The organism is Streptomyces sp. NRRL S-495, from assembly GCF_000966955.1.
Classification (GTDB): Bacteria; Actinomycetota; Actinomycetes; order Streptomycetales; family Streptomycetaceae; genus Kitasatospora; species Kitasatospora purpeofusca.
This window is the reverse complement of the sequence record NZ_JZWY01000388.1, coordinates 1-24,815: the sequence shown is the minus strand read 5'-3', so window position 1 is coordinate 24,815 and position 24,815 is coordinate 1. Positions and strand designations below refer to the sequence as shown.

General features: G+C 72.9%; 20 protein-coding genes and 1 pseudogene. 2 read left to right on the top strand and 19 right to left on the bottom strand.

All coding sequences use genetic code 11. From position 1 onward, the window contains the following. From lepB (VR45_RS44295) to proS, 10 genes are all read right to left on the bottom strand, one after another. Nucleotides 1–566, bottom strand: a 566-nt coding sequence (gene lepB, locus VR45_RS44295; RefSeq protein WP_078896691.1) for a signal peptidase I, incomplete at its 3' end; no start/stop codon positions are given. Between the two features lie 241 nt (nucleotides 567–807). Further along, a complete protein-coding gene (gene lepB / locus VR45_RS20645) occupies nucleotides 808–1,851 on the bottom strand; it encodes a signal peptidase I (protein WP_078896689.1) in 1,044 nt (347 codons plus the stop codon). Next, nucleotides 1,835–2,758: a signal peptidase I gene (gene lepB, locus VR45_RS20640; RefSeq protein ID WP_045941276.1), complete on the bottom strand. Its 924-nt coding sequence runs from the start codon at nucleotides 2,756–2,758 to the stop codon at nucleotides 1,835–1,837. Before lepB (VR45_RS20640) ends, lepB (VR45_RS20645) begins: the two co-directional genes overlap by 17 nt. 79 nt (nucleotides 2,759–2,837) lie before the next feature. Continuing rightward, on the bottom strand, nucleotides 2,838–3,188 hold the full coding sequence (rplS, locus tag VR45_RS20635; protein ID WP_030396741.1) for a 50S ribosomal protein L19: 351 nt from the start codon (nucleotides 3,186–3,188) through the stop codon (nucleotides 2,838–2,840). Between the two features lie 154 nt (nucleotides 3,189–3,342). Then, entirely contained in the window at nucleotides 3,343–4,161 is an 819-nt protein-coding gene (gene trmD, locus VR45_RS20630; RefSeq protein ID WP_045941278.1) for a tRNA (guanosine(37)-N1)-methyltransferase TrmD, read from the bottom strand. Between the two features lie 83 nt (nucleotides 4,162–4,244). Then, complete coding sequence (gene rimM / locus VR45_RS20625) at nucleotides 4,245–4,826, bottom strand: ribosome maturation factor RimM (protein WP_045941275.1); 582 nt, start codon at nucleotides 4,824–4,826, stop codon at nucleotides 4,245–4,247. Between the two features lie 132 nt (nucleotides 4,827–4,958). Beyond that, nucleotides 4,959–5,198, bottom strand: coding sequence for an RNA-binding protein (locus tag VR45_RS20620; protein ID WP_030056773.1), 240 nt, complete (start codon nucleotides 5,196–5,198; stop codon nucleotides 4,959–4,961). A 2-nt stretch (nucleotides 5,199–5,200) separates the two neighbouring features. Beyond that, entirely contained in the window at nucleotides 5,201–5,623 is a 423-nt protein-coding gene (rpsP, locus tag VR45_RS20615; protein ID WP_030396738.1) for a 30S ribosomal protein S16, read from the bottom strand. Nucleotides 5,624–6,147: 524 nt separating this feature from the next. Further along, nucleotides 6,148–6,726, bottom strand: coding sequence for a hypothetical protein (locus tag VR45_RS20610; protein ID WP_030306744.1), 579 nt, complete (start codon nucleotides 6,724–6,726; stop codon nucleotides 6,148–6,150). A 498-nt stretch (nucleotides 6,727–7,224) separates the two neighbouring features. Next, complete coding sequence (gene proS, locus VR45_RS20605) at nucleotides 7,225–8,637, bottom strand: proline--tRNA ligase (RefSeq protein WP_045941274.1); 1,413 nt, start codon at nucleotides 8,635–8,637, stop codon at nucleotides 7,225–7,227. 220 nt (nucleotides 8,638–8,857) lie between these two features. Between proS and VR45_RS20600 the strand changes: the two genes are divergently transcribed. Next, a complete protein-coding gene (locus VR45_RS20600; RefSeq protein ID WP_045941273.1) occupies nucleotides 8,858–9,658 on the top strand; it encodes an SAM-dependent methyltransferase in 801 nt (266 codons plus the stop codon). 135 nt (nucleotides 9,659–9,793) lie between these two features. Here the strand turns inward: VR45_RS20600 and ftsH are convergent, their stop codons facing one another. The 7 genes and pseudogenes from ftsH to VR45_RS20565 form a co-directional block, all read right to left on the bottom strand. Next, complete coding sequence (gene ftsH, locus VR45_RS20595; protein ID WP_045941272.1) at nucleotides 9,794–11,713, bottom strand: ATP-dependent zinc metalloprotease FtsH; 1,920 nt, start codon at nucleotides 11,711–11,713, stop codon at nucleotides 9,794–9,796. A 175-nt stretch (nucleotides 11,714–11,888) separates the two neighbouring features. Then, nucleotides 11,889–12,448 (bottom strand): annotated as a pseudogene (locus VR45_RS20590) (GNAT family protein). Between the two features lie 120 nt (nucleotides 12,449–12,568). Further along, a complete protein-coding gene (ffh, locus tag VR45_RS20585) occupies nucleotides 12,569–14,134 on the bottom strand; it encodes a signal recognition particle protein (protein ID WP_045941271.1) in 1,566 nt (521 codons plus the stop codon). A 122-nt stretch (nucleotides 14,135–14,256) separates the two neighbouring features. After that, complete coding sequence (locus VR45_RS20580) at nucleotides 14,257–16,734, bottom strand: [protein-PII] uridylyltransferase (RefSeq protein WP_045941270.1); 2,478 nt, start codon at nucleotides 16,732–16,734, stop codon at nucleotides 14,257–14,259. Between the two features lie 171 nt (nucleotides 16,735–16,905). Beyond that, nucleotides 16,906–17,244, bottom strand: coding sequence for a P-II family nitrogen regulator (locus VR45_RS20575; protein ID WP_045941269.1), 339 nt, complete (start codon nucleotides 17,242–17,244; stop codon nucleotides 16,906–16,908). Then, nucleotides 17,241–18,611, bottom strand: a complete 1,371-nt coding sequence (locus VR45_RS20570; protein ID WP_045941268.1) for an ammonium transporter — start codon at nucleotides 18,609–18,611, stop codon at nucleotides 17,241–17,243. The genes VR45_RS20575 and VR45_RS20570 overlap by 4 nt, the downstream gene beginning before the upstream one ends. A gap of 366 nt (nucleotides 18,612–18,977) precedes the next feature. Beyond that, nucleotides 18,978–20,432 carry a hypothetical protein gene (locus tag VR45_RS20565; RefSeq protein WP_030396728.1) on the bottom strand — a complete coding sequence of 485 codons (1,455 nt, stop codon included), beginning with the start codon at nucleotides 20,430–20,432 and terminating at the stop codon, nucleotides 18,978–18,980. 575 nt (nucleotides 20,433–21,007) lie between these two features. Between VR45_RS20565 and VR45_RS20560 the strand changes: the two genes are divergently transcribed. Then, entirely contained in the window at nucleotides 21,008–21,679 is a 672-nt protein-coding gene (locus VR45_RS20560) for a bifunctional DNA primase/polymerase (protein WP_045941267.1), read from the top strand. 128 nt (nucleotides 21,680–21,807) lie between these two features. On the opposite strand, the gene ftsY is transcribed toward VR45_RS20560, so the two are convergent. Together ftsY and VR45_RS20550 are read right to left on the bottom strand one after the other, a co-directional pair. Further along, entirely contained in the window at nucleotides 21,808–23,010 is a 1,203-nt protein-coding gene (gene ftsY / locus VR45_RS20555; RefSeq protein WP_045941266.1) for a signal recognition particle-docking protein FtsY, read from the bottom strand. Nucleotides 23,011–23,120: 110 nt separating this feature from the next. Beyond that, nucleotides 23,121–24,815: AAA family ATPase (locus VR45_RS20550; RefSeq protein WP_045941265.1), on the bottom strand; the 1,695-nt coding region annotated here is incomplete at its 5' end.

The following is a 24,815-nucleotide window of genomic DNA, read 5'->3' as shown; positions in this document are numbered from 1 at the left end:
CGCTTGATGAGGTCCTTCTCGTTGTCGGAGGGCATCAGGCCGACGAAGCTCAGCACATTCTGGACGCCCCGGACGAAGGAGTTGCTGCTCTCGTTGGTGGGCTCGTCCGCCAGCCAGCCGCCCGGGTCGTGGAACACCACGACCTCGCCACGCTCCGGCTCAGCACCGAACCACGGGGTGAGCTTGTCCACCAGGACCCGGTCACCGACCTGGAGCGTGTTCTGCATCGACTCCGACGGAATGGAGAACGCCTGGACGAAGAACGTCTTGATCACGAGCGCCAGCACGAGGGCGATGCCGATGAGGATCGGCAGTTCCTTCCAGAACGACCGCGGCTTGCGCTCCTTCCGATCCGGCTGCTCCTCGGTACCGCCCGCCGGCTCCACGTTGTCCGGGGTGGGCTTCGAGGCGTCGTCCGTGCCGTCGCCGTGTTCGTCCGCGGACTGGGCCGCCGCGTCCTCGGCCGAGGCCGAAGGCACCGCGGCCTCCGCGGACCGGGCCGCCCGACCGCCGGAGCCCTCAGGCTCTCCGGCGCCCGAGCGGGCGCCGATCACCAAATCCCCCACAACGTCTCCTCCCTGCTGTGCGGACGCCTGCGCGTCCGCGCTCACAGTGCCGCACAGCGGGCACCACGTTCCACGATTGGCCGCGCCCGCCGGAACCGCCCCCTGCGGGGGTGTCCGACACCGGCACAGCCCTCGGGCGCGGCTCGTCGCAACGGCCGCACCCAGCACTTCTCTATCACTCCCGGACATCCGGCTCGCGGTCCCACGCGCGCGTTGCGACCGTCCACCGGCCCGGCCGGGCCTACAGCCTGGGTCGTCCCACCCGGCGGCCGACGAGCGGAAGGATGCCCAACACACCCATAACGAGCGGAGGTTCCTCAGGGATCGGGTCAACGCCCACCGCGTTCCGCGCAGTTCCGGGGTCCGTCGGACCCCGCGCCACCGAGGAGAGTGAAACCGGCACATCAAGTTGATGAACCCGGCCGACCGGCCAGGCGATCATGAACGCCCGCCCCAGCACCCCGCTCACCGGAATCGTGCCCTGGCCCGGATTGCCCATGTGGAAACGGGAGTCGGCAGAGACGTCCCGGTGGTCGCCCATCACCCAGAGCCGCCCCTGCGGCACCTTCACCTTGAACGGCTGCCGCGACGGCGGGTTGCCCGACGCGAGGTAGGGCTCGTCCAGCGGCTTGCCGTTGAGGAGGATCCTGCCCTGCTCGTCGCAGCACTCGACGGTGTCGCCGCCGACCCCGATCACCCGCTTGATGAGGTCCTGCTCGCTGTCGGAGGGCAGCAGGCCGACGAAGGTCAGCACCTGCTTGGCCCCGCGCAGGAGCACACCGTCCGTCGACGCCCCGTGCTGGTTCTCCAGCCAGCCGCCCGGGTCCTTGAACACCACGACCTCGCCGCGCTCCGGCTCGGCGCCGAACCAGGGAGTGAACTTGTCGACCAGAACCCGGTCCCCGATCAGGATCGTCTGCTCCATCGATCCCGAGGGGATGACGAAGACCTGCACCAGAAAGGTCTTCATCACCAGCGCGACGATCAGCGCGACCACGATGATCAGCGGAATCTCCCGCAGATGGGAGCGCCTGCGGCGACGGGCCGCCCTGCGGGCGGTGCGGCGGCGCTCGGCACGGCCGCGCACCACCGGGGCATCGGCCGCCCCGGCAGGATCCACCGATCCGGTGGCCTCCCCGGGCCCGGCCTCCGTCCCGGGGCCAGCTTCCGACCTGGGTGCGCTCGCCACCCCGGACCTGCTGGCCGTCCCGGAGCCGGTACCGGCCGAGGACTCGGAGCCGGCGGCCGGGCGGTCGGCGAGCCGCCCCCTACCCCTGCTCCCCATGGCCGCCCGTCCCTTCTGCAGCGGCGTAGGCGTCCGGCCGGTCCAGGTCGGCCCAGTGTCCGACCGGGTAGACCACCCAGGCGGCCCGCCCGATCACCTTGGACTCCAGGACGAAGCCGCCCCCCGGTTCGCCGAGGTGGTCGCGGGAGTCGCGGGAGGCACCGCGGTGGTCGCCCATCACCCAGAGCTTGCCGGGCGGCACCACCACGTCGAAAGCCACATTCGACGGCTCGTCCCCCGGGAAGAGGTGGCCGGACTCGTCGACCGGCACACCGTTGACGGTGATCGGGTGACCAGGTCCGGCGCTGGTGACGCGGTCGCCGCCGATGCCGACGACCCGCTTCACGTAGACGGAGTCACCGGCCGGGAGCAGTCCGATCTCCCGGCCGAAGGAGCGCAGCGAGGTCCCGAGGCCGGCGGGTTCGAAGGGCTTGCGCAGAAAGGAGCCGGTGCCGTCGAAGACAACCACGTCGCCGCGACGCGGGTGGCCGCCGAAGGCGTAGGAGAGCTTGTTCACGATCAGGCGGTCACCCGGGCGCAGGGTGTTCTCCATCGATCCGGAGGGCACCGAGAACGGGCGCGCCACGAAAGCGTTCACCAGCAGCAGTACGAACAGGCAGACACCGGTGAGCAGCAACAGCTCGCGCGAGCGCGAGCGCCCGCCCTCCCCCGGGACGTCGTCCGAGGCGGCCGCATCCTCCACGCCGTCCACGCCGTCCACGCCGCCCGAAGTGCCCGACGGACCCGCGGCGCCCGAGCCGTCCTGCGTCCCCCGGTCGACCGCCCCTCCCGCCTCGGGCGCTGCCCCGGCGGCGGGCGCGGAAACGACCGCGGACCGCGTCGGCGAGTCCGCACCGGTGGGTGCGGGACAGCCGTCGCGGTCCGCGGGTGGTTCGTGCGTGCTCATCGGGGGCTGAGCCTACCGTGCGGCAGCCCGGCCCCCCCCAGAGCGATCCCGATCCCCCGACAGTGCCGGGGGCGGTGGATCAGCGGTCGCGCTTCTCCTTGATCTTCGCGGCCTTGCCGCGGAGGTCACGCAGGTAGTACAGCTTGGCGCGGCGAACCGCACCGCGGGTCACGACCTCGATCTTCTCGACGATCGGGGTGTGCACCGGGAAGGTGCGCTCGACACCGACGTTGAAGCTGACCTTGCGAACGGTGAAGGTCTCACCGATGCCGGCGCCGTGACGGCGGATGACGACGCCCTGGAAGACCTGGACACGGGAGCGGTTGCCCTCGATGACCCGGACGTGAACCTTCAGGGTGTCACCGGCGCGGAAGGCCGGAATGTCGCTACGCAGCGAGGCCGCGTCGACAGCAGCGAGCTTGTTGCTCATGTTGCTCTCCATCGCAGGCGCCACGGGCCGCCCACGGAAGTCGTCACAAATGGGGTTCGCTGCGGGCCGCACCGGTTACCGACGAGCCCCCCGTGGCGGGGGCGACGGACCACGTGACCCCTACGGGAGGAGTCCAGCGACAGACAGCAGCGGCCTATTCTTCCACACCATCGGCCACGGGCCGAAATCGGCCGAGGTGCTCGTCCCAGGCCAGGCCGAGCAGGCTGAGCGCCTCGCGGTCCTTCTTGTCGAAGTCCGCGTGCCGCCAGCGCGCCACCAGGTCCGCCCGGTTCGCCAGCGTGCGGGCGAAGGCCTGCTCGCGGCGCCAGCGGGCGATCCGGCCGTGGTTTCCGCTCAGCAGGATGTCCGGCACGGTGCGACCGCGCCACTCGGCGGGCTTGGTGTAGACGGGGCCCTCCAGCAGGTCGGCCATCGCGCCGGGCGCGAAGGAGTCGTCCCGGTGGGACTCGGCGTTGCCGAGCACGCCGGGCAGCAACCGGGCGATCGCCTCGACCATGACCAGCACCGCGACCTCGCCGCCGGCCAGCACATAGTCGCCGATCGATGCCTCGACCACCGGCATCCGGGTGGCCGCCTCCTCGATGACCCGCCGGTCGATGCCCTCGTACCGGGCCGGGGTGAACGCCAGCCAGGGCCGGCCGGCCAGTTCCTGCGCGAGTTCCTGGGTGAACGGGCGGCCGCTGGGGGTGGGCACCACCAGGGTCGGCACCTCGCCCTCCGGCCCCTGGCCGAGCACCGCGTCCAGGGCTTCGCCCCACGGCTCGGGCTTCATCACCATGCCGGGGCCGCCGCCGTACGGGCTGTCGTCGACGGTCCGGTGCACGTCATGGGTCCAGCCCCGCAGGTCGTGGACGTGTACGTCGAGCTGGCCGCGGGCGCGGGCCTTGCCGACCAGCGAGATGTTCAGCGGCTCCAGGTACTCGGGGAAGATCGATACGACGTCGATCCGCATCCCGTCCCGCACGGACGCCCTCACGGACGACTCCCCGGACTCCCCCGCGCCCGCCGTCACGGCCGCCGCGCCTTCCTCGGTGCTCACCGCGACTCCTCCGCGTCACCGGCATCGGCGTCGTCACCGGCCGCATCACCAGCGGCGACCTCGGCCTGCCCCAGGTCGATCAGCCCGACCGGCGGGTCGATCACCGCGCGCTGGTTCTCCAGGTCGATAGTCGGCACGATCCGGCTGACGAAGGGCACCAGTGCCTCCGTACCGTCCGCCTTCCGCACCGTGAGCAGGTCCTGGTACGGCAGGTGGACCACCTCGGTGAGCTCACCGACCAGGGTGCCGTCGAGCAGGACCACGTCCAGACCGATCAGCTGGTGGTCGTAGTACTCCTCCGGGTCGTCCGGACGCTCCTCCGGGTCCACCTCGGCGATCAGGAGCGTGCCCCGCAGCTCCTCGGCGGCGTTGCGGTCCTTGACGCCGGCGAACCGCAGCAGCAGCCGCCCGCTGTGGACCTTGCCGGACTCGACGGTCAGCGGACCTTTCGAGGCGGGGTCGGTGAACAGGACGGCACCGGGCCCGAGCCGGAGCTCGGGCTCGTCGGTGCGGACCTCGACGCTGACGTCCCCCTTGATGCCGTGGGCGCGGCCGATCTTGCCGACGACGAGCTGCACGGTGATCGTTCTCCTGGATGAGTGCTACGGAGTAGCGGAGTTACGGAATTGCCGCGGGAACGGCGAAAGCCGGCCGGGACGACATGCGTCCCGGCCGGCCTCGAAACCCTGACGGCTGAACGAGCAGCCGGATCAGCGAATGTTGTCCACGTCGACCAGGTCGACCCGGACGTTGCGACCGCCGAGGGCGCCGACGACCGTGCGCAGAGCACGAGCCGTACGACCGCCCCGGCCGATCACCTTGCCGAGGTCATCGGGGTGCACCCGCACCTCGATGGTGTTGCCCCGACGCAGGTTGCGCGAGCGCACCTGCACCTCGTCGGGGTGCTCGACAATGCCCTTCACCAAGTGGTCGAGGGCATCCTCGATCACGCTCAGGCCTCGGCGTCGGCGTCGGCCTCAGCCTTGTCCGACTTCTTGGCCTTCGGGGTGATGGCGACACCGGTGGTGGCGTCCTCGAAGCCGGCGACGGCCTTCGCGAACAGGTGCGAGAAGTCCTCGACCTTCGGCTCGGCAACCAGCAGCGGCGCCGGGGCCGGCAGGCCCTTGAACTTCTGCCAGTCGCCGGTCAGCTTCAGGATCGCGAGCACGGGCTCGGTCGGCTGGGCGCCGACGGACAGCCAGTACTGGGCGCGGTCGCTGTCGACCTCGATCTTCGAGGGGTTGTAGGTCGGCTGGTAGAGGCCGATCTCCTCGATCGCACGGCCGTCACGCTTGGTGCGGGCGTCGGCGACGATGATGCGGTAGTGCGGGGAGCGAATCTTGCCGAGACGCTTCAGCTTGATCTTGACTGCCACGGGAGTGGATTCTCCTGGTGTTGACGTGGGTGAGCGGCCCTGCCCTCGCGTGGGGTTGCGTGGTGGGCCGTTCAAGGGACACGCCAGCCGTAGGAGAGAGGGGTCCTGCCCGGCTGCCGGGTACTCAGCTGTCCATTCTGCCACAAGGGCGCCCTACCCCCGAAAACAGGTCGACCGGGAGCCCCCGCTCCCGGTCAGCCCAACACGTGCGCCTTCGCGGCACACCTCCCTGGCGGATCACGGTGGACCGCCTCCGGACCACCGGCCGACTTTCGGCCGATCGCCCGCGGACATCCGCAGACCCCCTGCGGATCCCCTACGGCCACCGTTCGTCGCTGCGGCCGGACCACTGCCCGCACAGTCGCCGGCCGGCTCTCTTGTTCCCCGGACCCTGGGTCTCCCCGAGGGGTCTCCCGAGCCCGGAACTTCCCGGAACCTCTCAGAACTACGCGAACCACGCGACCCGGATCACACGACCCGAGCTGCGCAACCCGCACTGCACCACTCGCGTGACGCGACCCGCGTTACGCGATCTTGAACGGCTGCTGGCACGCGCCGCAGACGATGGACGCCTGGGCGAGCACCGAGGGAACGACCCGGACGTTGCGCCCGCAGCCGCAGACCGCCTTCACCCGGACGCCGCCCCCGGAGGAGCCGTGCCGGGCCGCCGGGCCGCGGAAGGCGCGTGAGGCGCCCTCGCCGGCCACCGCCTCCTGGTGCGCGCCGAGGGCGCGGTCCAGGCGCTCGATGGTCTCGGCGTACCGCTCGCGGGTCTCCTTGAGCATGGTCACCTGGGAGAAGCCGCTACTGGCGTGCGGTTCGACCGGGTGCGCCAGGCCCAGCTCGGAGGCCAGGAGCAGGAAGCGCCGGTTGTGGTAGCGGCCGGCGCGCGAGGTGTCCCGGATGTCCCGGGCCGCGGCCAGACCGTGGGCAGCCTCGTGGAGCAGCCGCTCGAAACCGAGCCGGGTGCCACAGGCCGAGGAGGACTCTCCGATCAGCGCCTCGGGCGAGGCGAGGTCGGGGAGGTCCTGATGGTAGGCCTGGATGTCACTCCAGGCGGCGGCCAGTTCGGCCGCGAGAACGAGGGGCTGTGTCGTGCTCACGCTAGACCAACGATGGAGTAGGAGCTGATGTTCCGCGTGTTCCCGTTCCCCGGGATTTCCCAGGAAACTCTCAGGAATGTGCGACCTCGCGCGAAATGCGCGTTCCGGATCTGACGCAAGACCAACCCCCTACAGGTTCGGGCCCCGTCGAGCTCGACGGGCGCCTCGTCAATTCCGCCCGGAGACGGGCTGTCGCCCCCAGGACGTACGGCCCGTGGTCCTGTCGAGTTGACAGGGCCACGGGCCGTACACCGTACCGCTATTCCGTTAATACCGGCAGTTGACCGACCAGTAGGGATGTCGACAGGTGAGACACCCGTGGAACAACACCGCTCATCGGACGTTCGAATTTCCTGTCGGCCAGGTCGAGAACCGTCAGAACGCGTCGCCGGGCATCGTTTTACGGCAACATCCTTCGCGCACGGGAAGCCACCACGGAAGCCACCATGGAGGCTGCCACGGAAGCCCGCGGACGCTGCCGCGGAAGCCACCGAACGGTCAGTAGGCGCGCGCGACGATCGCGATGTTGCCGTCCTGGTCGTCCGTCTGCGGCACCGAGCCGTCGGCGGCCACGATGCAGCGCACCGAAACACCCTGCTCGGCCAGCTTGGCCTCGCCCTCCGGACCGAGCTCGGCCCAGGAGATCCGGCCCCAGCCGGTGGCGGCGGCCTCGACGGCCTCGTCGAGGTTGGTCACGTCCACCGTGCGGGACTCGCGGCGCTCGCGCGACTGACGCAGCAGCAGGGCCTGGTCCTCGTCCAGGATGCCCGGGAGGATCGCCACCAGCGAGTCGATCGAGACCGGCTCCTTGCCGCCCGGGATCCGGCGGGCCAGCATGGCCGTGCCGTTCTCCAGGTCGCGCGGGCCGACCTCGATCCGCAGCGGAACGCCCTTCAGCTCCCAGTCGACCGCGCGGCGGCCGAACGGGGTGTCGGTGCGGTCGTCGACGACCACGCGGATGCCGGCGGCCTCCAGCGCGGCACCGATCTCACGGACCTTGGCGATCACCGCGTCGTCGCCCTTGATGGCGAGCACGACGGCCTGGACGGCGGCGAGCCGCGGCGGGACGCGCAGACCGTTGTCGTCGCCGTGGGACATGATCAGGCCGCCGACCATGCGGGTCGAGACACCCCAGGAGGTCTGCCAGACGTACTCGCGCTCGGCACCCTGCAGCTGGTAGGTGGTGTTGAACGCCTTGGCGAAGTTCTGGCCCAGCTCGTGGCTGGTGCCCATCTGCAGCGCCTTGCCGTCGCCCATCATGCCCTCGAGGGTGAGGGTGTTGATGGCGCCCGCGAAGCGCTCCTTGGCGGTCTTGCGGCCGAGCACGACGTCGATGCCGAGCACGTTGGTCATGAAGTCGCCGTAGACCTGGGTGTGGATCATCGAGGCGTAGTCACGCGCGTCCTCGTAGGTGGCGTGGGCCGTGTGGCCCTCCTGCCAGAGGAACTCGGTGGTGCGCAGGAAGACCCGCGGACGCAGCTCCCAACGGACCACGTTGGCCCACTGGTTGATCAGCAGGGGCAGGTCGCGGTGGCTCTGCACCCACTTCGAGAAGTACTCGTTGATGATGGTCTCGGAGGTCGGCCGGACGACGACCGGCTCGTCCAGTTGCTTGCCACCGCCGTGCGTGACCACCGCGAGCTCGGGGGCGAAGCCCTCGACGTGCTCTGCTTCCTTGGTCAGGTAGGACTGCGGGATGAACATCGGGAAGTAGGCGTTCTGGGCACCGGCCTTCTTGATCCTGGCGTCCATCTCCTGCTGCATCCGCTCCCACAGGCCGTAGCCGTACGGTCGGATGACCATGGTGCCGCGCACCGGACCGTTGTCGGCCAGCTCGGCCTTGTTGATGAGGTCCTGGTACCAGCGCGGGAAGTCTTCCGCCTGGGGGGTGAGAACGGGTGCCTTAGCCATGGGCGAATCGTACGGGGAGCGGGCCCCCGACTTCGAATCCGTTACGGGCCGCCGTCCGGGACCCGCCCTCGGTGCCCCGCACCGGGGCGCACGCCCCCGACACGCGCGCACCACCCCGCACCCCTCTGGACGCCGCGCCCGAGCCGCTGTTCGCTGGAGTGGGGCGGGACGTCGAGGGGGGTTCGGAGCAGCACGTCTGAGGACCGGATGGGAGGCCGCGATGGCTTCAGCTGGGGTGATCGGTACGACCGCAGGACCCGTCGGCGCCGGGCAGGACAACGCCCGGGCCCGGGACTGGGCGGAGATCCAGGAACGGATGCTGGTGCCGCTCTACGAGGCCGTCCACGACCGGCTGGAGGTGGGTCCGGCGACCAGCGTGCTGGGCCTGGGCTGCCGCTCCGGTCTCGCCCTGCTGCTGGCCGCCGGACGGGGCGCCCAGGTGGCCGGTCTGGAGCGGGACGGCGAGCTGCGCGCGCTGGCCGGCGGACGCGGTCTGCGGGTCGGCGCGGGCCACCGGCCGACCGGGGATGTCGCCCGCTCGGCCTATTCGCTGGTCACCGTTTTCGAGCAACCGCCACCGGCGGGCGAACCGCGCCGGACGGTCGCGGCGGCGGCCCGGCTGGCACTGCCCGGCGGACACGTGGTGCTGGCCGCCTGGGGGCCCAGGGAGCGCTGCGAGAGCGCGGCCGTCCTGGACGTCGCCCGGCGGATGGCCCGGCGCAGCGGCGCACGCGACCCGTTCGAGCTGAGCCCGCCCGGGGCGCTGGAGGACCTGCTCGCCGGAACCGGCCTGCGCCCGGCCGGCGGCGGGCGGGTCGGCTGCCCGTTCGCCTACCCGGACCTGGACAGCGCCGTGCGCGGGCTGCTCTCCACCGGGCTGTACGACGCGGCGGCGGAGTTCTCCGAGGCGCCGCTGGTCGCGAAGGAGCTGGAGGAGGCGCTGCAGCCGTACCTGCGGCCGGACGGGACGGTGCGGATGGCGAATGTCTTCCGCTACCTGATCGCCGAACGCCCCCGCTGACGGCGGCCCCGCGGAGCCCCCGCAGCCCCCGCCGACCGAAGCGCGGCAACGACGGAGGGGCGCGCGTCACCCTGACGCACGCCCCTCCATCCGGAAGCGGGGACGGGGACGCGGGCCCGCTCGGCCCGGCTCCGCTCAGGCCTGGTCGAGCGTCTTCCGGGGCACCCCCGCCGCCCGGTAGGCCGCCTCCTCGTCCAGCGTCTCGGCCTCCAGCAGCGCCGCCGCCAACGCGTCCAGCCTGGCCCGCTGCTCGGTCAGCAGCCGCACCGCTTCGTCGTAGCACTCCGCGACGATCCGCCGGGCCTCCTCGTCCACCGCGTCCAGCGTGGTCGGCGCGGCGGAAAGCCCGTACGCCCCCTGCGGGTCGGACGGCACGGCGGTGAGCCGGCCGACCCGCTCGCTCATGCCCCACCGGCCGGCCATGCCGCGGGCGATGTTGGTGACCTGCTCCAGGTCGCTCTCCGCCCCGGTGGTGATGACCCCGTAGACCACCTGCTCGGCCGCCATCCCGCCGAGCGCGCCGATGATCCGGCCGCGCAGGTAGGGCTCGGTGTAGGAGTACCGGTCGGTCTCCGGGGTGGACAGGGTGACCCCGAGGGCGCGGCCGCGCGGCACGATGGTGATCCTGCGCACCGGGTCCGCACCCGGCTGGAGCATGCCGAGCAGAGCGTGGCCACTCTCGTGGTACGCCGTCCGCTCGCGTTCGGCCTGCGGCATCACCAGCGGACGGACGGCTCCCAGCTGGACCTTCTCCAGCGCGTCCGAGAGGTCGCGCTCGTTGACCGCGTCCTGGCGGCGCTTGACCGCCAGCAGCGCGGCCTCGTTGACCAGGTTGGCCAGTTCGGCGCCGGTCATGCCGGGGGTCACCTTGGCCAGCTGGTTGAGGTCGGCGTCCCCGGTCAGCGGGACGTGCCGGGAGTGGATCCGCAGGATGGCCGCGCGACCGTCTCGGTCCGGCGGGCTGACGGTGATCCGCCGGTCGAAGCGGCCGGGGCGCAGCAGGGCCGGGTCGAGCACGTCCGCCCGGTTGGTGGCGGCGATGACGATGACGCCTTCGGAGCCGCTGAAGCCGTCCATCTCGGTGAGGATCTGGTTGAGCGTCTGCTCGCGCTCGTCGTGGCCGCCCATCCCGCCGCCGCTGCCGCGCTGCCGGCCGATGGTGTCGATCTCGTCGATGAAGATGATCGCCGGGGCGACCTTGCGGGCCTCGGCGAAGAGTTCGCGCACCCGGCTGGCGCCGACGCCGACGATCATCTCGATGAACTCGGAGGCGGAGGCCGAGAAGAACGGCACGTCCGCCTCACCCGCGACGGCCCGGGCCAGCAGCGTCTTGCCGGTGCCGGGCGGGCCGCTGAGCAGGACTCCGCGCGGCATCTTGGCGCCGAGCCGGCGGTAGTGCTGCGGGTTCTTCAGGAAGTCGACCACCTCGCTGAGTTCGGCCTCGACCTCGTCGATGCCGGCCACGTCGGCGAAGGTGGTGCGGCGGCCGGCCTCGGCGGTGACCGGCTTGGGCGGGGCCTTGCGGCCGAGCGCACCGCCACCGATGCCGCCGGCCATCCGGCGGGCGAGCAGCACCCAGACCAGGATCAGCAGCAGCATCGGGGCCAGTGAGATCAGCAGGTTGGCGAGGAAGCTGCGCTGCTGGACGACCGGCTCCGCGGTGACCTCGACGCCCTGCTGCTGGAGGGTGGTCCAGAGGTTGTCCCCGGCGAAGACCGGCCGCTGGGTGTCGAACTCGGTGTACGTGCCCTTGCCGCCGTCCGGCTTCGGCTCGGCGTTCTTGAGGGTGCCCTCGATCGAGTCGCCCTTGGAGTAGATCTTGGTGATGTTGCCCTTGTTCAGCTGGTTGTTGAACTCGGTGTAGGAGATCGTGGTGGCGCCGCCGGGGCCGAAGAAGGACAGCAGCAGATCGCTGATCAGGAACACCACGAGCGCGGTCAGGACGAGGCCCATCCAGCCGCCGGGCATCCTGCGGCGCGGGGGCGGCGGGGGTGGGGCCCCTTCTGAACGCCACGGCTGGTCGGGGGTCTGGCGCGGCGGAACGGGATCAGTCACCCATCGGACAATACGGACATCTGCTCAACGCCTCCAACCGCAACGCCGCTCCCCGCCCGCTCCCGGCCCGCTCCCCCTCGGACCCGCCCGCGCCGCCCCGCGCCGCACCAAGCCCCCAGCCCCGCCCGGCCCACCACCCCCGACCGGCCTGCCATCACCCCCGGCCGACCCGCCGTCAGCCCCGCTCGTCCGCCGCGGCCGACCCGGGCCACTCCTCCGAGGTCAGCGCGAACCGCTCGTGGTCCCGCCAGGCCCCCTGGAGGAACAGCATCCGCGGCGTGAACCCCTCGTGCCGGAAGCCCAGCCGTCGTGCCGGAAGCCCAGCCGCTTGGCGAGCGCGATCGACCGCCCGTTGTCCGGCTGGACGTTGATCTCCAGCCGGTGCAGCCCCAGCCCGCCCTCCGGGTGCCCGGCGAAGCAGGTGTCCAGCACCAGCCGCAGCCCCTCGGTCATCCGCCCGGTGCCGGCGAACGGCAGGAACGAGTCGTAGCCCAGCGAGCCGTTGCAGAAGCGGCCCATCACGATGTTGGCCACATTGACCTTGCCGACCAGTCCGCCGGTCTCCAGGTCGACGATCAGGAAGGTCCGCAGGCCCGGCCCCTGGCGCTCCAGCAGGTCCGGCAGCGCGTCCGGCTCGACCGGGTTCCACCGGCCGATGTGCTCGGCGGACCGCCGGACCGCCTCGGCGTACGCCACCTCGTCCCCGGCCCGCGGGGCCCTGATCGTTACTCGCATCGGACCATCATCTCGGATGACCATCGGGCATGCGAACGGCCCACCGCCCGGGATACCGGGGCGGCGGGCCGTTCGTCCCGGGACCCGCAGCAGCGGGGACCGGGCAGGACCGGGGCAGGACTACAGCAGGTCCTTGAACTCCTTGGGCAGCTCGAAGTCGGCCGGGCCCTTGCCCGCGCCGAGGCCGAAGGCGCCGCCCTGGGCCGGGGCCTGGTCGGCACCGGGGCCGAGTGCGCGGCGCTCGGCGGCCGCGGCCTCCTCCTGCGCCCGCTTCAGCGGGTTGCCGCTCTTGCGCTTGCCCTTGGCGGCCGGAGCCTTCTTGGTGCTCTTCTTGCCGCCGCCACCCATGCCCGGGATGCCCGGCATGCCGGGGACGCCCTTGCCGGAGGCCATCGCCGACATCATCTTGCGGGCCTCGAAGAACCGCTCGACCAGGTTCTTCACCTCGCCGACCTGGACGCCCGAACCCTTGGCGATGCGGGCCCGGCGCGAGCCGTTGATCAGCTCCGGCTCGGCCCGCTCGGTCGGGGTCATCGACTTGATGATGGCGCCGACGCGGTTGACGTCCTTGTCGTCGATGTTGTTGATCTGGTCGCGGATCTGGCCCATCCCGGGCAGCATGCCCAGCAGCTTGGAGATCGAGCCCATCTTCTGGACCTGCTCCAGCTGCGACAGGAAGTCGTCCAGCGTGAAGGCCTTCGGGCCGCCGCGCAGCTTGGCGGCGATCTTCTCGGCCTCGGCCTGCGAGAAGGTCTGCTCGGCCTTCTCGATCAGCGAGAGGACGTCACCCATGCCCAGGATGCGCGAGGCCATCCGGTCCGGGTGGAACGCGTCGAAGTCGTCGACCTTCTCGCCGTTGGAGGCGAACATGATCTGGCGGCCGGTGACGTGCGCGACCGAGAGCGCGGCACCGCCGCGGGCGTCGCCGTCGAGCTTGGAGAGCACCACGCCGGTGAAGTCGACGCCGTCGAGGAAGGCCTGCGCGGTGGTGACCGCGTCCTGGCCGATCATGGCGTCGACGACGAACAGGACCTCGTCCGGGTTCACCGCGGCCCGGATGTCGGCGGCCTGCTGCATCAGCTCGGCGTCGATGCCGAGGCGGCCGGCGGTGTCGACGATGACGACGTCGTACTGCTTCTGCTTGGCGTACTCGATCGAGTCCCGGGCCACCTGGACCGGGTCGCCGACGCCGTTGCCCGGCTGCGGCCCGTAGAACGCGACGCCCGCGCGGTCGGCGACGACCTGCAGCTGGTTGACGGCGTTGGGGCGCTGGAGGTCGCAGGCGACCAGCAGCGGGGTGTGCTTCTGCTGCTTCAGCCAGTGGCCGAGCTTGCCCGCGAGGGTGGTCTTACCGGCACCCTGGAGGCCCGCGAGCATGATCACCGTCGGGCCGCTCTTGGCGAACCGCACCCGGCGGGTCTCGCCGCCGAGAATGGCGACGAGCTCCTCGTTGACGATCTTGATGATCTGCTGGGCCGGGTTCAGCGCACCGGAGACCTCGGAGCCGAGCGCGCGCTCCTTCACCCGCTTGATGAAGGCCCGGACGACCGGCAGCGCGACATCCGCCTCCAGCAGCGCGATGCGGATCTCGCGGGTGGTGGCGTCGATGTCCGCCTCGCTCAGGCGGCCCTTGCCCCGGAGGTTCTTGAACGTCGCTGCGAGGCGATCGGAAAGGGTGTCGAACACGTCGTCGCGGGTCCTCTACGGCATCGGTCTGAGTACGGTCGTCGCCCCCAAGGGTATCCGGCCGGTCCACGGACGGTCTCCACCCGGGTTCGGAGGAACTCCGGCAGCCCCGGAGGAGCCGCTCAGCCCAGGGCCGCGCGCACCGCCGCCGCCACCTCCGCGGCCCGCCCGGCGGACAGCGGACGGCCCGCCGGGTCGGTCAGGTAGAAGGCGTCGACGACGTCCGCGCCCAGGGTGGAGACGTGCGCCGTCCGCACCCGCACCCCAGCGCCGTCCAGGGCCCGGCCGATCCGGTGCAGCAGCCCGGGGGCGTCGTGGGCGCGCACCTCCAGCACCGTGGCGGTCGCCGAGGCGACCGGGGGCGCCACCGCGACCACCGGCGGCGGGGTCGGGATCCCCCGCCGGCGCGGGGCCGCCGCGTCCCGCTCGGCCAGCCGGCGCGCGACGTCCAGCGAGCCGTCCAGAGCCCGGCGCAGGTCGGCCCGCAGCCGCGCCGCCTCCGGCAGCTCCCCGAACTCCGCCGCCACCGTCCAGGACAGCAGCAGCACCGGCCCCGCGCCGATCGGGTCCAGCTCCCGCAGCCCCGCCGAGCGGACCGCCAGCCGGTGCAGGGCCAGCACCCCGGCGACGGTGCCGAGCAGCCCCGGCCGGTCCGGGACGGCCAGCAGCAGCCGCACACCCATCGGCTCGGTACCGGCCGGGTCCGCCTCGGCCTGGGCCAGCAGGGAGAGCGCCGGTTCGCCGGTCCTGGCCGCCTCCACCGCGAGCCGCTCCTGCTCGGCGGTCGGCGCGGCGGCCGGCTCCGGGTCCGAGGCGGCATCCCCGGCCAGCCGGGCGGCGGCCCGCGCGGCCAGGCCGTCCACCAGCGAGGCCCGCCAGCCGCTCCACGCGGCCGGGCCGGTGGCCAGCGCGTCCGCCTCGGTCAGCGCCCGCAGCAGCTCCAGCCGGGGCAGCGTGGTGACCACCTTGGTGACGGCCTCGACGGTGGCCGGATCGTCCGGATCACGCCGGGTCGCGGTGTCCACCAGGGTCAGGTGGTGGCGGACCAGCACGGCCAGGGTCTCCACCGACTCCGGGTCGAAGCCCATCCGGGCGGCCACATCGCGGACGATCACCTCACCCGCCTCGCTGTGGTCACCGGGCCAGCCCTTGCCGAGGTCGTGCAGCAGCGCGGCGACCAGCAGCAGGTCCGGCCGGGCCACCCGGCGGGTCATCGCGGCGGCCCGCACCGCGGTCTCCACCAGGTGCCGGTCCACCGTCCAGCGGTGCACCGCGTTGCGCTGCGGCCGGCAGCGGACCCGCTCCCAGTCGGGCAGCAGCCGGGTGATCAGCCCCTCCGCCTCCAGCGCCTCCCAGACCGGCAGACAGGCCTCGCCGGCGCCGAGCAGGGTGACCAACTGCTCGCGCGCCTCGTCCGGCCAGGGCACCGGCAGCGGACGGCACTCGGCGGCCAGCCGGCGCACCGTCGCGTGGGAGACGGTGAGCCCGTTCTGGGCGGCCGCCGCGGCGGCGCGCAGCGGCAGCACCGGGTCCGCGGCCGGGCGCGCGCCCTGGGCGAGCACCGCCTCGCCGTCCTGCTCGACGACGCCCTCGGCGAGCGGCCGGCGCTCCACCGCGCCCCGGGCCACCGCGCCCGCGCCGCGCCTGGCGGCACCGGACGCGCCGCCGAACGGACCGGTGAACGGGAACCCGCGCCGGTGCGGACGCCGGCCCCGGCCCGAGCGGGCGACCAGCACCCGGTCCACCGCCCGCCAGGTGACGTCCGCGGCGTAGGCGACGGTCCTGGCCGCCTCGTAGACCTGCCGAAGCAGGGTGTCCGCGTCCAGCACGCCGAGCCGCTCGGCGACCTGGTCCTGGTCCTGGAGGGCGAGCCGTTCGGTGGCCCGGCCGGTGACCAGGTGGAGCGCGTCGCGGACGTCGGCCAGCCGGAGCGCGGCCGCGTCCAGGCCCTCCCGGGGCGCGTCGGCCAGCCAGCTGGCGGCGATCGCGTCCAGCGCGACCACGTCCCGCAGGCCGCCCTTGGCCTCCTTGAGGTCGGGCTCCAGCAGGAAGGACAGCTCCCCGTGCCGCTCGGCCCGCTCCCGGCCCAGCTCGCGCAGCTCCGGCAGCCGCCGCGCCGCGCCCGCCCGCCAGTCGGCGAGCACGGTGGAGCGCAGCGCGGCGGTGAGCGCCGGGTCGCCCGCCACGTGCCGGGCGTCCAGCAGGCCGAGCTGCGCCTTGAGGTCGGCGGCCGCCACCGCCCGGGCCTCGGCCGGGGTGCGGACGGCGTGGTCCAGGGCGGCGCCGGAGTCCCAGACCGGGTACCAGAGCCGCTCGGGCAGGGCCGGGTCCAACCGGCCCTCGTGCAGCAGCAGCACATCGAGGTCGCTGCGCGGGGAGAGCTCGCCGCGGCCGTAGCCGCCGACCGCGACCACGGCGGTCCCGGCGGGGGCGCCGGCCGAGGCGAACAGGGCGGCCAGCCAGTGGTCGGTGCGTGCGGACAGTTCGGCGCGGCGGGCCCGGCCGCCGGGCCCGGGGGCGATGAGCAGCCGGGCCCGGGCCGCGGCGGGGTCGGCCGGACCGGCCGGGCCCGGGTGGGTGTCGTCGGTGTGGGAAGCCATGTGAAGTCCCCGTCCGTGGTCGTGCGGGTCGGTCGAACGGGCGCCGGAACGCCGTCGGCGGACCTGCGACCGTGGGGGGGTCGCAGGCCCGCGGGGAGGGGCTGCTGGTCAGGGCGCCGGAAGGGGGCCCTACAGGGCGTCGGGGGCTGGTCCGGGCGCCGGAAGGCGGCCCTACAGGGCGTCGGGGCCGCGTTCGCCGGTACGGACCCGGACGGCGGTGTCGACCGGGATGGTCCACACCTTGCCGTCGCCGATCTTCCCGGTCCTGGCCGCCTCGACCAGGACGTCGATCAGCTGCTCGGCGTCCTCGTCCTCGGCCAGAACCTCGACTCTGACCTTGGGCACCAGGTCCACGGTGTACTCCGCGCCCCGGTAGACCTCGGTGTGGCCGCGCTGGCGGCCGTAGCCGCTCGCCTCGGAGACGGTCAGGCCGTGCACGCCGAAGGACTGCAGGGCGGCCTTCACCTCGTCCAGGCGGTGGGGCTTGATGACGGCGGTGATGAGCTTCATCGGGCGTCCACCTCGGTCTTCTCGGTGCTCTTCGCCACGGCGGTGACGGCAGTGGCGGCGGGTGCGGCGGTCGCGGGCGTCGGCGCCGGGGCGGCCGAGGACCGGCCAAGGCCCGAGCCGAGGGCGCTGAAGTCGTACGCGGACTCGGCGTGCTCGGCCTGGTCGATACCGGCCACCTCGACCTCCTCGGAGACCCGGAACCCGATCGTCCTGTCGATCGCCTTGGCCAGCAGCCAGGAGAGCACGAAGGAGTAGACGGCGACGACCGCCACGCCCATCGCCTGCTTGCCCAACTGCTCGAACCCGCCGCCGTAGAAGAGCCCCTTGGCGGTCTGGCCGACCGTCCCGGTGGCGAACAGGCCGACCAGCAGCGAGCCGATCGCCCCGCCGACCGCGTGCACGCCGACCACGTCGAGCGAGTCGTCGAAGCCGAAGCGGTACTTGAGGCTGATCGCGGCCGCGCAGGCGGCCCCGGCGACCAGGCCGATCGCCACCGCGCCGAGCGGGGAGACCGAGCCGCAGGCCGGGGTGATGGCCACCAGGCCGGCCACCGCGCCGGAGGCGGCGCCCAGGGTGGTGAAGGCGCCGTGCCGCAGCTTCTCGTAGATCAGCCAGCCGATCAGCGCGGCACCGGTGGCGACCTGGGTGTTGATCAGGGCCATCGCCGCGACGCCGTTGGCGGCCAGCGCCGAGCCGGCGTTGAAGCCGAACCAGCCGAACCACAGCAGCCCGGAGCCGAGCATCACCAGCGGCAGCGAGTGCGGGCGCATCGGGTCCTTGCGGAAGCCGATCCGTCGGCCGAGCACCAGGCACAGCGCCAGGCCCGCGACACCGGCGTTGATGTGGACGGCCGTCCCGCCGGCGAAGTCGATCACGCCGTTGCGGTCGCCGAGCCAGCCGCCGTTGCCGCCGTCGAAGAAGAACACCCAGTGCGCGACCGGGAAGTAGACCACGGTGACCCAGAGCGCCACGAACAGGCCCCAGGCGGTGAACTTGGCGCGGTCCGCGATCGCCCCGCTGATCAGGGCCGGGGTGATGATGGCGAACATCAGCTGGAAGGCGGAGAAGGCCGTCACCGGGATCGTCCCGGCGAGGTCGTTGAGACCGATTCCGTTCATCCCCAGGAAGTCCAGGTTTCCGATCAGACCGGCGCCCGCGTCGGGCCCGAAGCTGAGCGAGTACCCGTAGAGGACCCACAGCACGCTGACGATGCCCAGCGAGAGGAAGCTCATCGCCAGCATGTTCAATGTGCTCTTGGCCCGGACCATCCCGCCGTAGAAGAAGGCCAGCCCCGGGGTCATCACCATGACCAGGGCCGCACTGACGAGTACGAAGGCGGTGTCACCCGCGCTGAAGCCGTCCGGCATCGGCGTACCTCCTGACTGGAAGCCGATCCGCACCCGGGTTCCTGTCCCGTGCACCGGGGCGTCGGCGATGAGGAGGAGCGTGCCGAAGGCCGGTTTCGGCCGATGTTGCCGGTTGTTTCGCCGCCGTGACGAGGGCGACGGCGGGGTTACACCCGCGTGAACCACGGCCGTGTCACGGGGCCGGAGGGGTTACCGTACGGCCGCCCCGCACGGGGTGTGCCCGGAGCGGCACGGAACGGGACGGCACGGAACAGCACCGGACGGCACGGAACAGCACCGAACGACACCGACCGTGCCGTCGGCGGACGGCACGGTCGGCGGGTCGAGGCCGGATCGGGGGCGAGGGCGGGACCGGATCGGGGCGGCTCAGACCACCGAGACGTACTCCGGGATGTCCTGCACCACCCGCTCCTTGAGCCGGCTGACCGCGTCCACGCCCCGGTAGCGGGACGAGGCGGCCTCGGTGGTCTTGCGCACCCGGGAGTTGAGCCGCTCGGAGCGGACCTTGGTGGCGATGTCCACCGCCTGCTCGGCGAAGACCGCCGCCTGCTCCGGCTCGTTCTGGAGCAGGTGCACGCTGGCCATGCCGACCAGGTTGAAGGCGTACGAGCGGACGTGGTCGCCGTCCTGCCGGAACAGGTCGACCGCGCGCTCCATCACCGGCGCGGACATCGAGGCGTAGAGCGCGCCGTTGTCGGAGTGGTAGGCGAGGTCGCGGAAGGAGTGCGCGTTCTCGGCGTTCAGCTCGGCCGGCGAGAAGAACTTCAGCCAGTCCGGGTCGGCGTCGCCCTCGCGGATGTCGGTGAAGGTGTCCTCGGCCAGCCGGACCGCCCGGGCGCACCGGTTCACCTCGCCGATGGTGGCGTAGGCGCGCGCCTCCATCGCGTACAGCAGGGACTGCTGGCGCGGGGTGGCGGTGTCCCGGCTGCCGTACTGGGCGAGGTGGATCAGCTCCAGCGCGTCCTCGCCCCGGTTGAGGTGGATCATCTGCCGGCTCATGTCGGTGAGGATCAGGGCCCCGAACGGACGGTCCCCGGCCTCCTTGGCGGCGTGCAGCGCCAGCACGTAGTACTTCTGCGCGCTCGGGTGCATGCCGACGTCGTAGGACATCCAGCCCGCCAGGTGGGCGAGCTCGGCGGTGAGCCGGAACAGCCGCCGAGTGGTCTGCTCCGGGTAGGTCTCCTGGAGCAGGTCGGTGACCTCGTGCAGCTGGCCGACCACGGCCTTGCGGCGCAGGCCGCCGCCGTTCTGCGCGTCCCACTGGCGGAACATGACCGTGGTCTGCTCCAGCAGTTCCAGCTCGGGCTCGGAGAGCCGGCCGGTGAACGGCTCGCCGCCGTTGGCCGCGGCCAGGATCGGCGTGGGGGCGCCGTTCGGGCCGGGGGCCAGCCAGCGCTGCATCGGCTCGATCAGGGCGGCACCGGCGGTCAGCGCGAGCGAGGTGCCCAGGAAGCCGCGCCGGTTGAGCATGAGGTCGCTGCGGGAGTAGTCACTGATCAACTGGACGGTCTGCGGGGCACTCCACGGCAGGTCGACGCCGCCGCCCACGGTGGAGACCGGAACGGCGGCGCGCAGGCCGAGGTCCTCGATGGAGACCACCGAGCCGAACCGCTCGGAGAACAGCTCCGACATGATCTTGGGGATGGGTTCCCTGGGCTGCTCGCCGTCCAGCCAGCGGCGCACCCGCGAGGTGTCGGTGGAGACGTGGTGGGCACCGATCTGCCTGGCCCGGCGGTTGACCTGGCGGGCCAACTCCCCCTTGGACCAGCCGCTGCGGGCGAACCACGTGGTCAGCTTCTCGTTGGGTTGCTTCTCTGCCATGGGTCCCCATCCCGCCCGGCCCCCGCGGGGCCCCGATCGTGACCGCCCGACGGTTGCGGGCTCTTGCCAGCCGTGCCGTTGCCGAACTGCGGCGCTGCCGTCGCAGACGAACCGTCAGTTCCCCAACTCCCGGCTCCCCAGGGCCCGGAGCGGCCTCCTGACGAGGTCCGTGTGCTGAACGTAACGCCCCGCGTACTGCGCCGGGGAGCGGCCCTGGCGAAACGCCACCTTTCGCCACCCCCAGGAGTGAACCGAAGGCTGTCGACAGACGGTTCACTAGAAGTCCCGACGGTCCGGCATATGCGGGCCGCCAAGTCCCCACGGATATCCGGCCCTTCGGGCGAACCGCCACCGCCACAGGGGATTTCGCCACCCGCACCGATCACCGGCCGCCCCGCGCACAAGACGATCCGGCATCCGTACCGCCCGCCACAAGGCGGCGCCCGAGGCACATCACCGCAACTGGCGCACACCGGGCGCTGCGCGCCGTCACCGCACAACGCACCACGCAACGGACAATCAACACAAAGTCACCGTCCCGTAACCATCGGCAACCAGAACCTGTTGGGGGAGGCATGGACAACCTGTTCGGCGAACTTCGACTGGGGAGCCTGCGGCTGGCACCGCTGGGCGCGCGCCGTCGCACCCGCGTCACCACGAGCCAGGCGGCCGCGGAGTACACCGGCCGGTGGGGCTGGGCCGTCGTCGTCGGCGAGTCGGCCCGCGCCGCCGGCACCCCGGAGCGCTGCCACTGCGGCACCCCGCGCTGCGCCGCCCCCGGTCTGCACCCCGTCCCCGGAACCGGCCCGGCCGCCGGCCCCGGACCGGACGCCTCGGTGCTGTTCCCCACCGGCCGCGCCTTCGACGTCCTGGACGTCCCCGAGCAGGCCGGCCTCCAGGCGCTGGTCCGGCTGGAGCGGATGGGCACCCAGGTCGGACCGGTGCTCGCCGCGCCCACCGGGCGACTGCAGTTCCTGGTCGCGGCCGGTACCGCGCGACGGCTGCCGGACCTGCTCTACCGGATGGGCTGGGACGACGCCGCGCTCGACCTCGCCTGCCACGGCGAGGGCAGCTTCGTCGCCGCGCCGCCCACCGTGCTGGCCGGCCTCGGCCCGGTCCGCTGGCTGCGCCGGCCGACCCGGGACAACGCAGGCTGCCCGCCCGAGGCCCGGCTGCTGCTGGGCACCCTCGCCTACGCCTGCCACCGCGGCCGGGAGCGCACCCCCGAACCGGCCTGGATCGCCTGAGCTGCGTTTTCGCCCGCTCGCCGCCGGGGCGAAGGGGCGGCAGGCCCTCGGCCCCGCCGCCCCGGTCCGGGAACGCCGAAGGGCCCGCCCCCACGGGAGCGGACCCTTCATCGGTGGACCGGCGGTCCTCAGTCCCCGATCAGCGCGTCCACGAACGCACCCGGCTCGAACGGCGCCAGGTCGTCGGCGCCCTCGCCCAGACCGATCAGCTTGACCGGCACGCCCAGCTCCCGCTGGACCGCGATCACGATGCCGCCCTTGGCGGTGCCGTCCAGCTTGGTCAGCACGATGCCGGTGATGTCGACCACCTCGGCGAAGACCCGGGCCTGGACCAGCCCGTTCTGACCGGTGGTGGCGTCCAGCACCAGCAGCACCTCGTCCACCGGGCCGTGCTTCTCGACGACCCGCTTGACCTTGCCCAGCTCGTCCATCAGGCCGGTCTTGGTGTGCAGTCGCCCGGCGGTGTCCACCAGCACGGTGTCCACACCCTCGGCGATGCCCTCCTTGACCGCGTCGAAGGCGACCGAGGCCGGGTCGCCGCCCTCGGGGCCGCGCACCGTGCGGGCGCCGACGCGCTCGCCCCAGGTCTGCAGCTGGTCGGCGGCGGCGGCACGGAAGGTGTCGGCCGCGCCCAGCACCACGCTGCGGCCGTCGGCGACCAGCACCCGGGCCAGCTTGCCGGTGGTGGTGGTCTTGCCGACGCCGTTGACGCCGACCACGAGGACGACCGCGGGGCCCTCCTCGTGCTTGGTGGAGCGGACGGTCCGGTCGGCGTCCTTGCCGATCAGCTCGACCAGTTCCTCGCGCAGCAGGGCGCGCAGCTCGTCCGGGGTGCGGGTGCCGAGCACCTTGACCCGGGTGCGCAGCCGCTCGACCAGCTCCTGGGTGGGGGCCACGCCGACGTCGGCGGTCAGCAGGGTGTCCTCGATCTCCTCCCAGGTGTCCTCGTCGAGGTGCTCGCGGGAGAGCAGCGAGAGCAGCCCCTTGCCCAGCGAGTTCTGCGAGCGGGAGAGCCGCGAGCGCAGCCGGACCAGGCGGCCGGCGGTGGGCTCGGGGACCTCGAGGGAGGGGGCCGCCGGTTCGGCGGGCGCCGCCGCCTCCTCCTCGGGGGCGGCCGGGAGCTCCACCTCCTCGACGGTGCGGCGCGGTTCCTCGGTGGGCGGCGCGGCCTCCTCGCCGACGGCGGGCTCGCGCGGGGTCGGGGGCGCCGTGATGACCGGCGCCTGCGACTTCGGGGGCAGCTGCTGGCGTCGTCTGCCGGAAACGACGAGTCCGGCGATCGCGCCGATGGCGACCACCGCGATGACTACGGCAAGAATCACGTATTCCATAACCCCCCCAGTATCCGTGACGCCGGTCCGCGCGGACCGCAGGCGGCGGACCGGATCGGGAACGGATCGGGAACGGACCGCCGCCCGATCACCGCCCGATCACTGCCGGCTCAGGACGGGACCGCCGCCGACTCCGCCGCCGGAGCGGGCACGGGCCGGGTCCGCCGCTCCTTCCGGTCGTCCCGCAGCCGCTGGCTGATCACCTGCGAGATGCCGTCGCCCTTCATGGTCACCCCGTACAGCGCGTCGGCGGACTCCATGGTCAGCTTCTGGTGGGTGATCACGATGAGCTGCGAACTCTCCCGCAGCTCCTCCATGATCCCGATCAGCCGGCGCAGGTTGGTCTCGTCCAGCGCCGCCTCGACCTCGTCCATCACGTAGAACGGGCTGGGCCTGGCCTTGAAGATCGAGACCAGCAGCGCCACCGCGGTGAGCGAGCGCTCCCCGCCGGAGAGCAGGGAGAGCCGCTTGACCTTCTTGCCGGGCGGGCGGGCCTCCACCTCGACCCCGGTGGTGAGCATGGAGTCCGGGTCGGTCAGCACCAGCCGTCCCTCGCCGCCCGGGAACAGCCGCGAGAACACGCCCTCGAACTGCGCGGCGGTGTCGTGGTACGCGGAGGTGAACAGCTGCTCGACCCGCTGGTCGACGTCCTTGACGATGTCGAGCAGGTCGCGCCGCCCGCGCTTGAGGTCGTCCAACTGCTCGCCGAGGAACCGGTGGCGCTCCTCCAGGGCGGAGAACTCCTCCAGCGCCAGCGGGTTGACCTTGCCCAGCTGCTGGTACGCCCGCTCGGCCGCGCGCAGCCGCTTCTCCTGCTCGGCCCGGACGTACGGACGGGGCTCCCCCGGCTCCTGCCCCTCCTCCGGGGTCGAGGGCGGGACCGGCCGGTCGGGGCCGTAGGAGTCCAGCAGTTCGCCGCCCTCGATGCCGAACTCCTCCAGCGCGCGGCCCTCCAACTGCTCGATCCGCAGCCGCTTCTCCGCCCGCAGCACCTCGTCGCGGTGCCCGGCGTCGACCAACTTGTCCAGCTCGTCCTTGAGTTCGCGGCCGTGCTCGCGGTGCTCCCTGAGCTCCGCCTCGCGGGCCGCCCTGGCCTGCTCGATCGCGGCCCGTTCGGCGTCCGCGCGGGCCAGCGACACCTCCAGGCAGGCAAGCAACTGCCGGGCGCCCTCGGCGACCGCGACGGCGACGGCGGCGTCCTGCTCGGCCCGCCGGCGGCGTTCGGCGGCCCGGGCCCGTGCCTCGCGCTCGGCGCGGGCGGCCCGGTCCAACTGGTCGGCCCGCCCGGCCAGGGCGCGGACCCGCTCCTCGTGGGTGCGCACCGCGAGCCGGGCCTCCAGCTCGGTCGCCCGGGCCGAGGTGGCGGCCCCGGCCAGCCGCTGCTGCTCGGCGGCGTCCGGCTCGTCCTCGCCGTCGGCGGCCGTCTCCTCCGCCACCGCCAGCCGTTCGGCCAGCTCCTCGGCGGTGGTGAGCAGCCGGTCCAGCCCCTCCTCGGCGCGTCCGGCGGCGGCGGTCAGCCGCTCGGCCTCGCCGGCGGCGGCCCGGGACTGTCCGCCGAGCCGGCCGAGGGTGCCCGCCACCTCGGCCCGCTCGCGTTCCAGCTGCCGCCGCCGGACGGCGAGTTGCTCCACGGCGGCGGCCGACTCGCGGCGTTGCTCGGTGAGTTCGGCCAGTCGTTCGGCCGACTCGGCGCAGCGGACGTCGAGTTCGGCGATCGTCCGGGCGGCCTCGTCCACCGCCGCCCGGGTCTCCAGCAGGCTCGGCGCGGCGCCGGAGCCACCGTGGGCGAAGGCGGCGCCGAGCCG

Coding starts and splice junctions, on each gene's coding strand:
- VR45_RS20575 (WP_045941269.1), bottom strand. CDS start 17,244: ATGAAGCTCATCACCGCCGTCATCAAGCCCCACCGCCTGGACGAGGTG.
- rplS (WP_030396741.1), bottom strand. CDS start 3,188: ATGAGCAACAAGCTCGCTGCTGTCGACGCGGCCTCGCTGCGTAGCGAC.
- lepB (WP_045941276.1), bottom strand. CDS start 2,758: ATGAGCACGCACGAACCACCCGCGGACCGCGACGGCTGTCCCGCACCC.
- VR45_RS20600 (WP_045941273.1), top strand. CDS start 8,858: ATGGCTTCAGCTGGGGTGATCGGTACGACCGCAGGACCCGTCGGCGCC.
- ftsY (WP_045941266.1), bottom strand. CDS start 23,010: ATGGAATACGTGATTCTTGCCGTAGTCATCGCGGTGGTCGCCATCGGC.
- VR45_RS20570 (WP_045941268.1), bottom strand. CDS start 18,611: ATGCCGGACGGCTTCAGCGCGGGTGACACCGCCTTCGTACTCGTCAGT.
- VR45_RS20580 (WP_045941270.1), bottom strand. CDS start 16,734: ATGGCTTCCCACACCGACGACACCCACCCGGGCCCGGCCGGTCCGGCC.
- lepB (WP_078896689.1), bottom strand. CDS start 1,851: ATGGGGAGCAGGGGTAGGGGGCGGCTCGCCGACCGCCCGGCCGCCGGC.
- VR45_RS20565 (WP_030396728.1), bottom strand. CDS start 20,432: ATGGCAGAGAAGCAACCCAACGAGAAGCTGACCACGTGGTTCGCCCGC.
- proS (WP_045941274.1), bottom strand. CDS start 8,637: ATGGCTAAGGCACCCGTTCTCACCCCCCAGGCGGAAGACTTCCCGCGC.
- trmD (WP_045941278.1), bottom strand. CDS start 4,161: ATGCGGATCGACGTCGTATCGATCTTCCCCGAGTACCTGGAGCCGCTG.
- VR45_RS20560 (WP_045941267.1), top strand. CDS start 21,008: ATGGACAACCTGTTCGGCGAACTTCGACTGGGGAGCCTGCGGCTGGCA.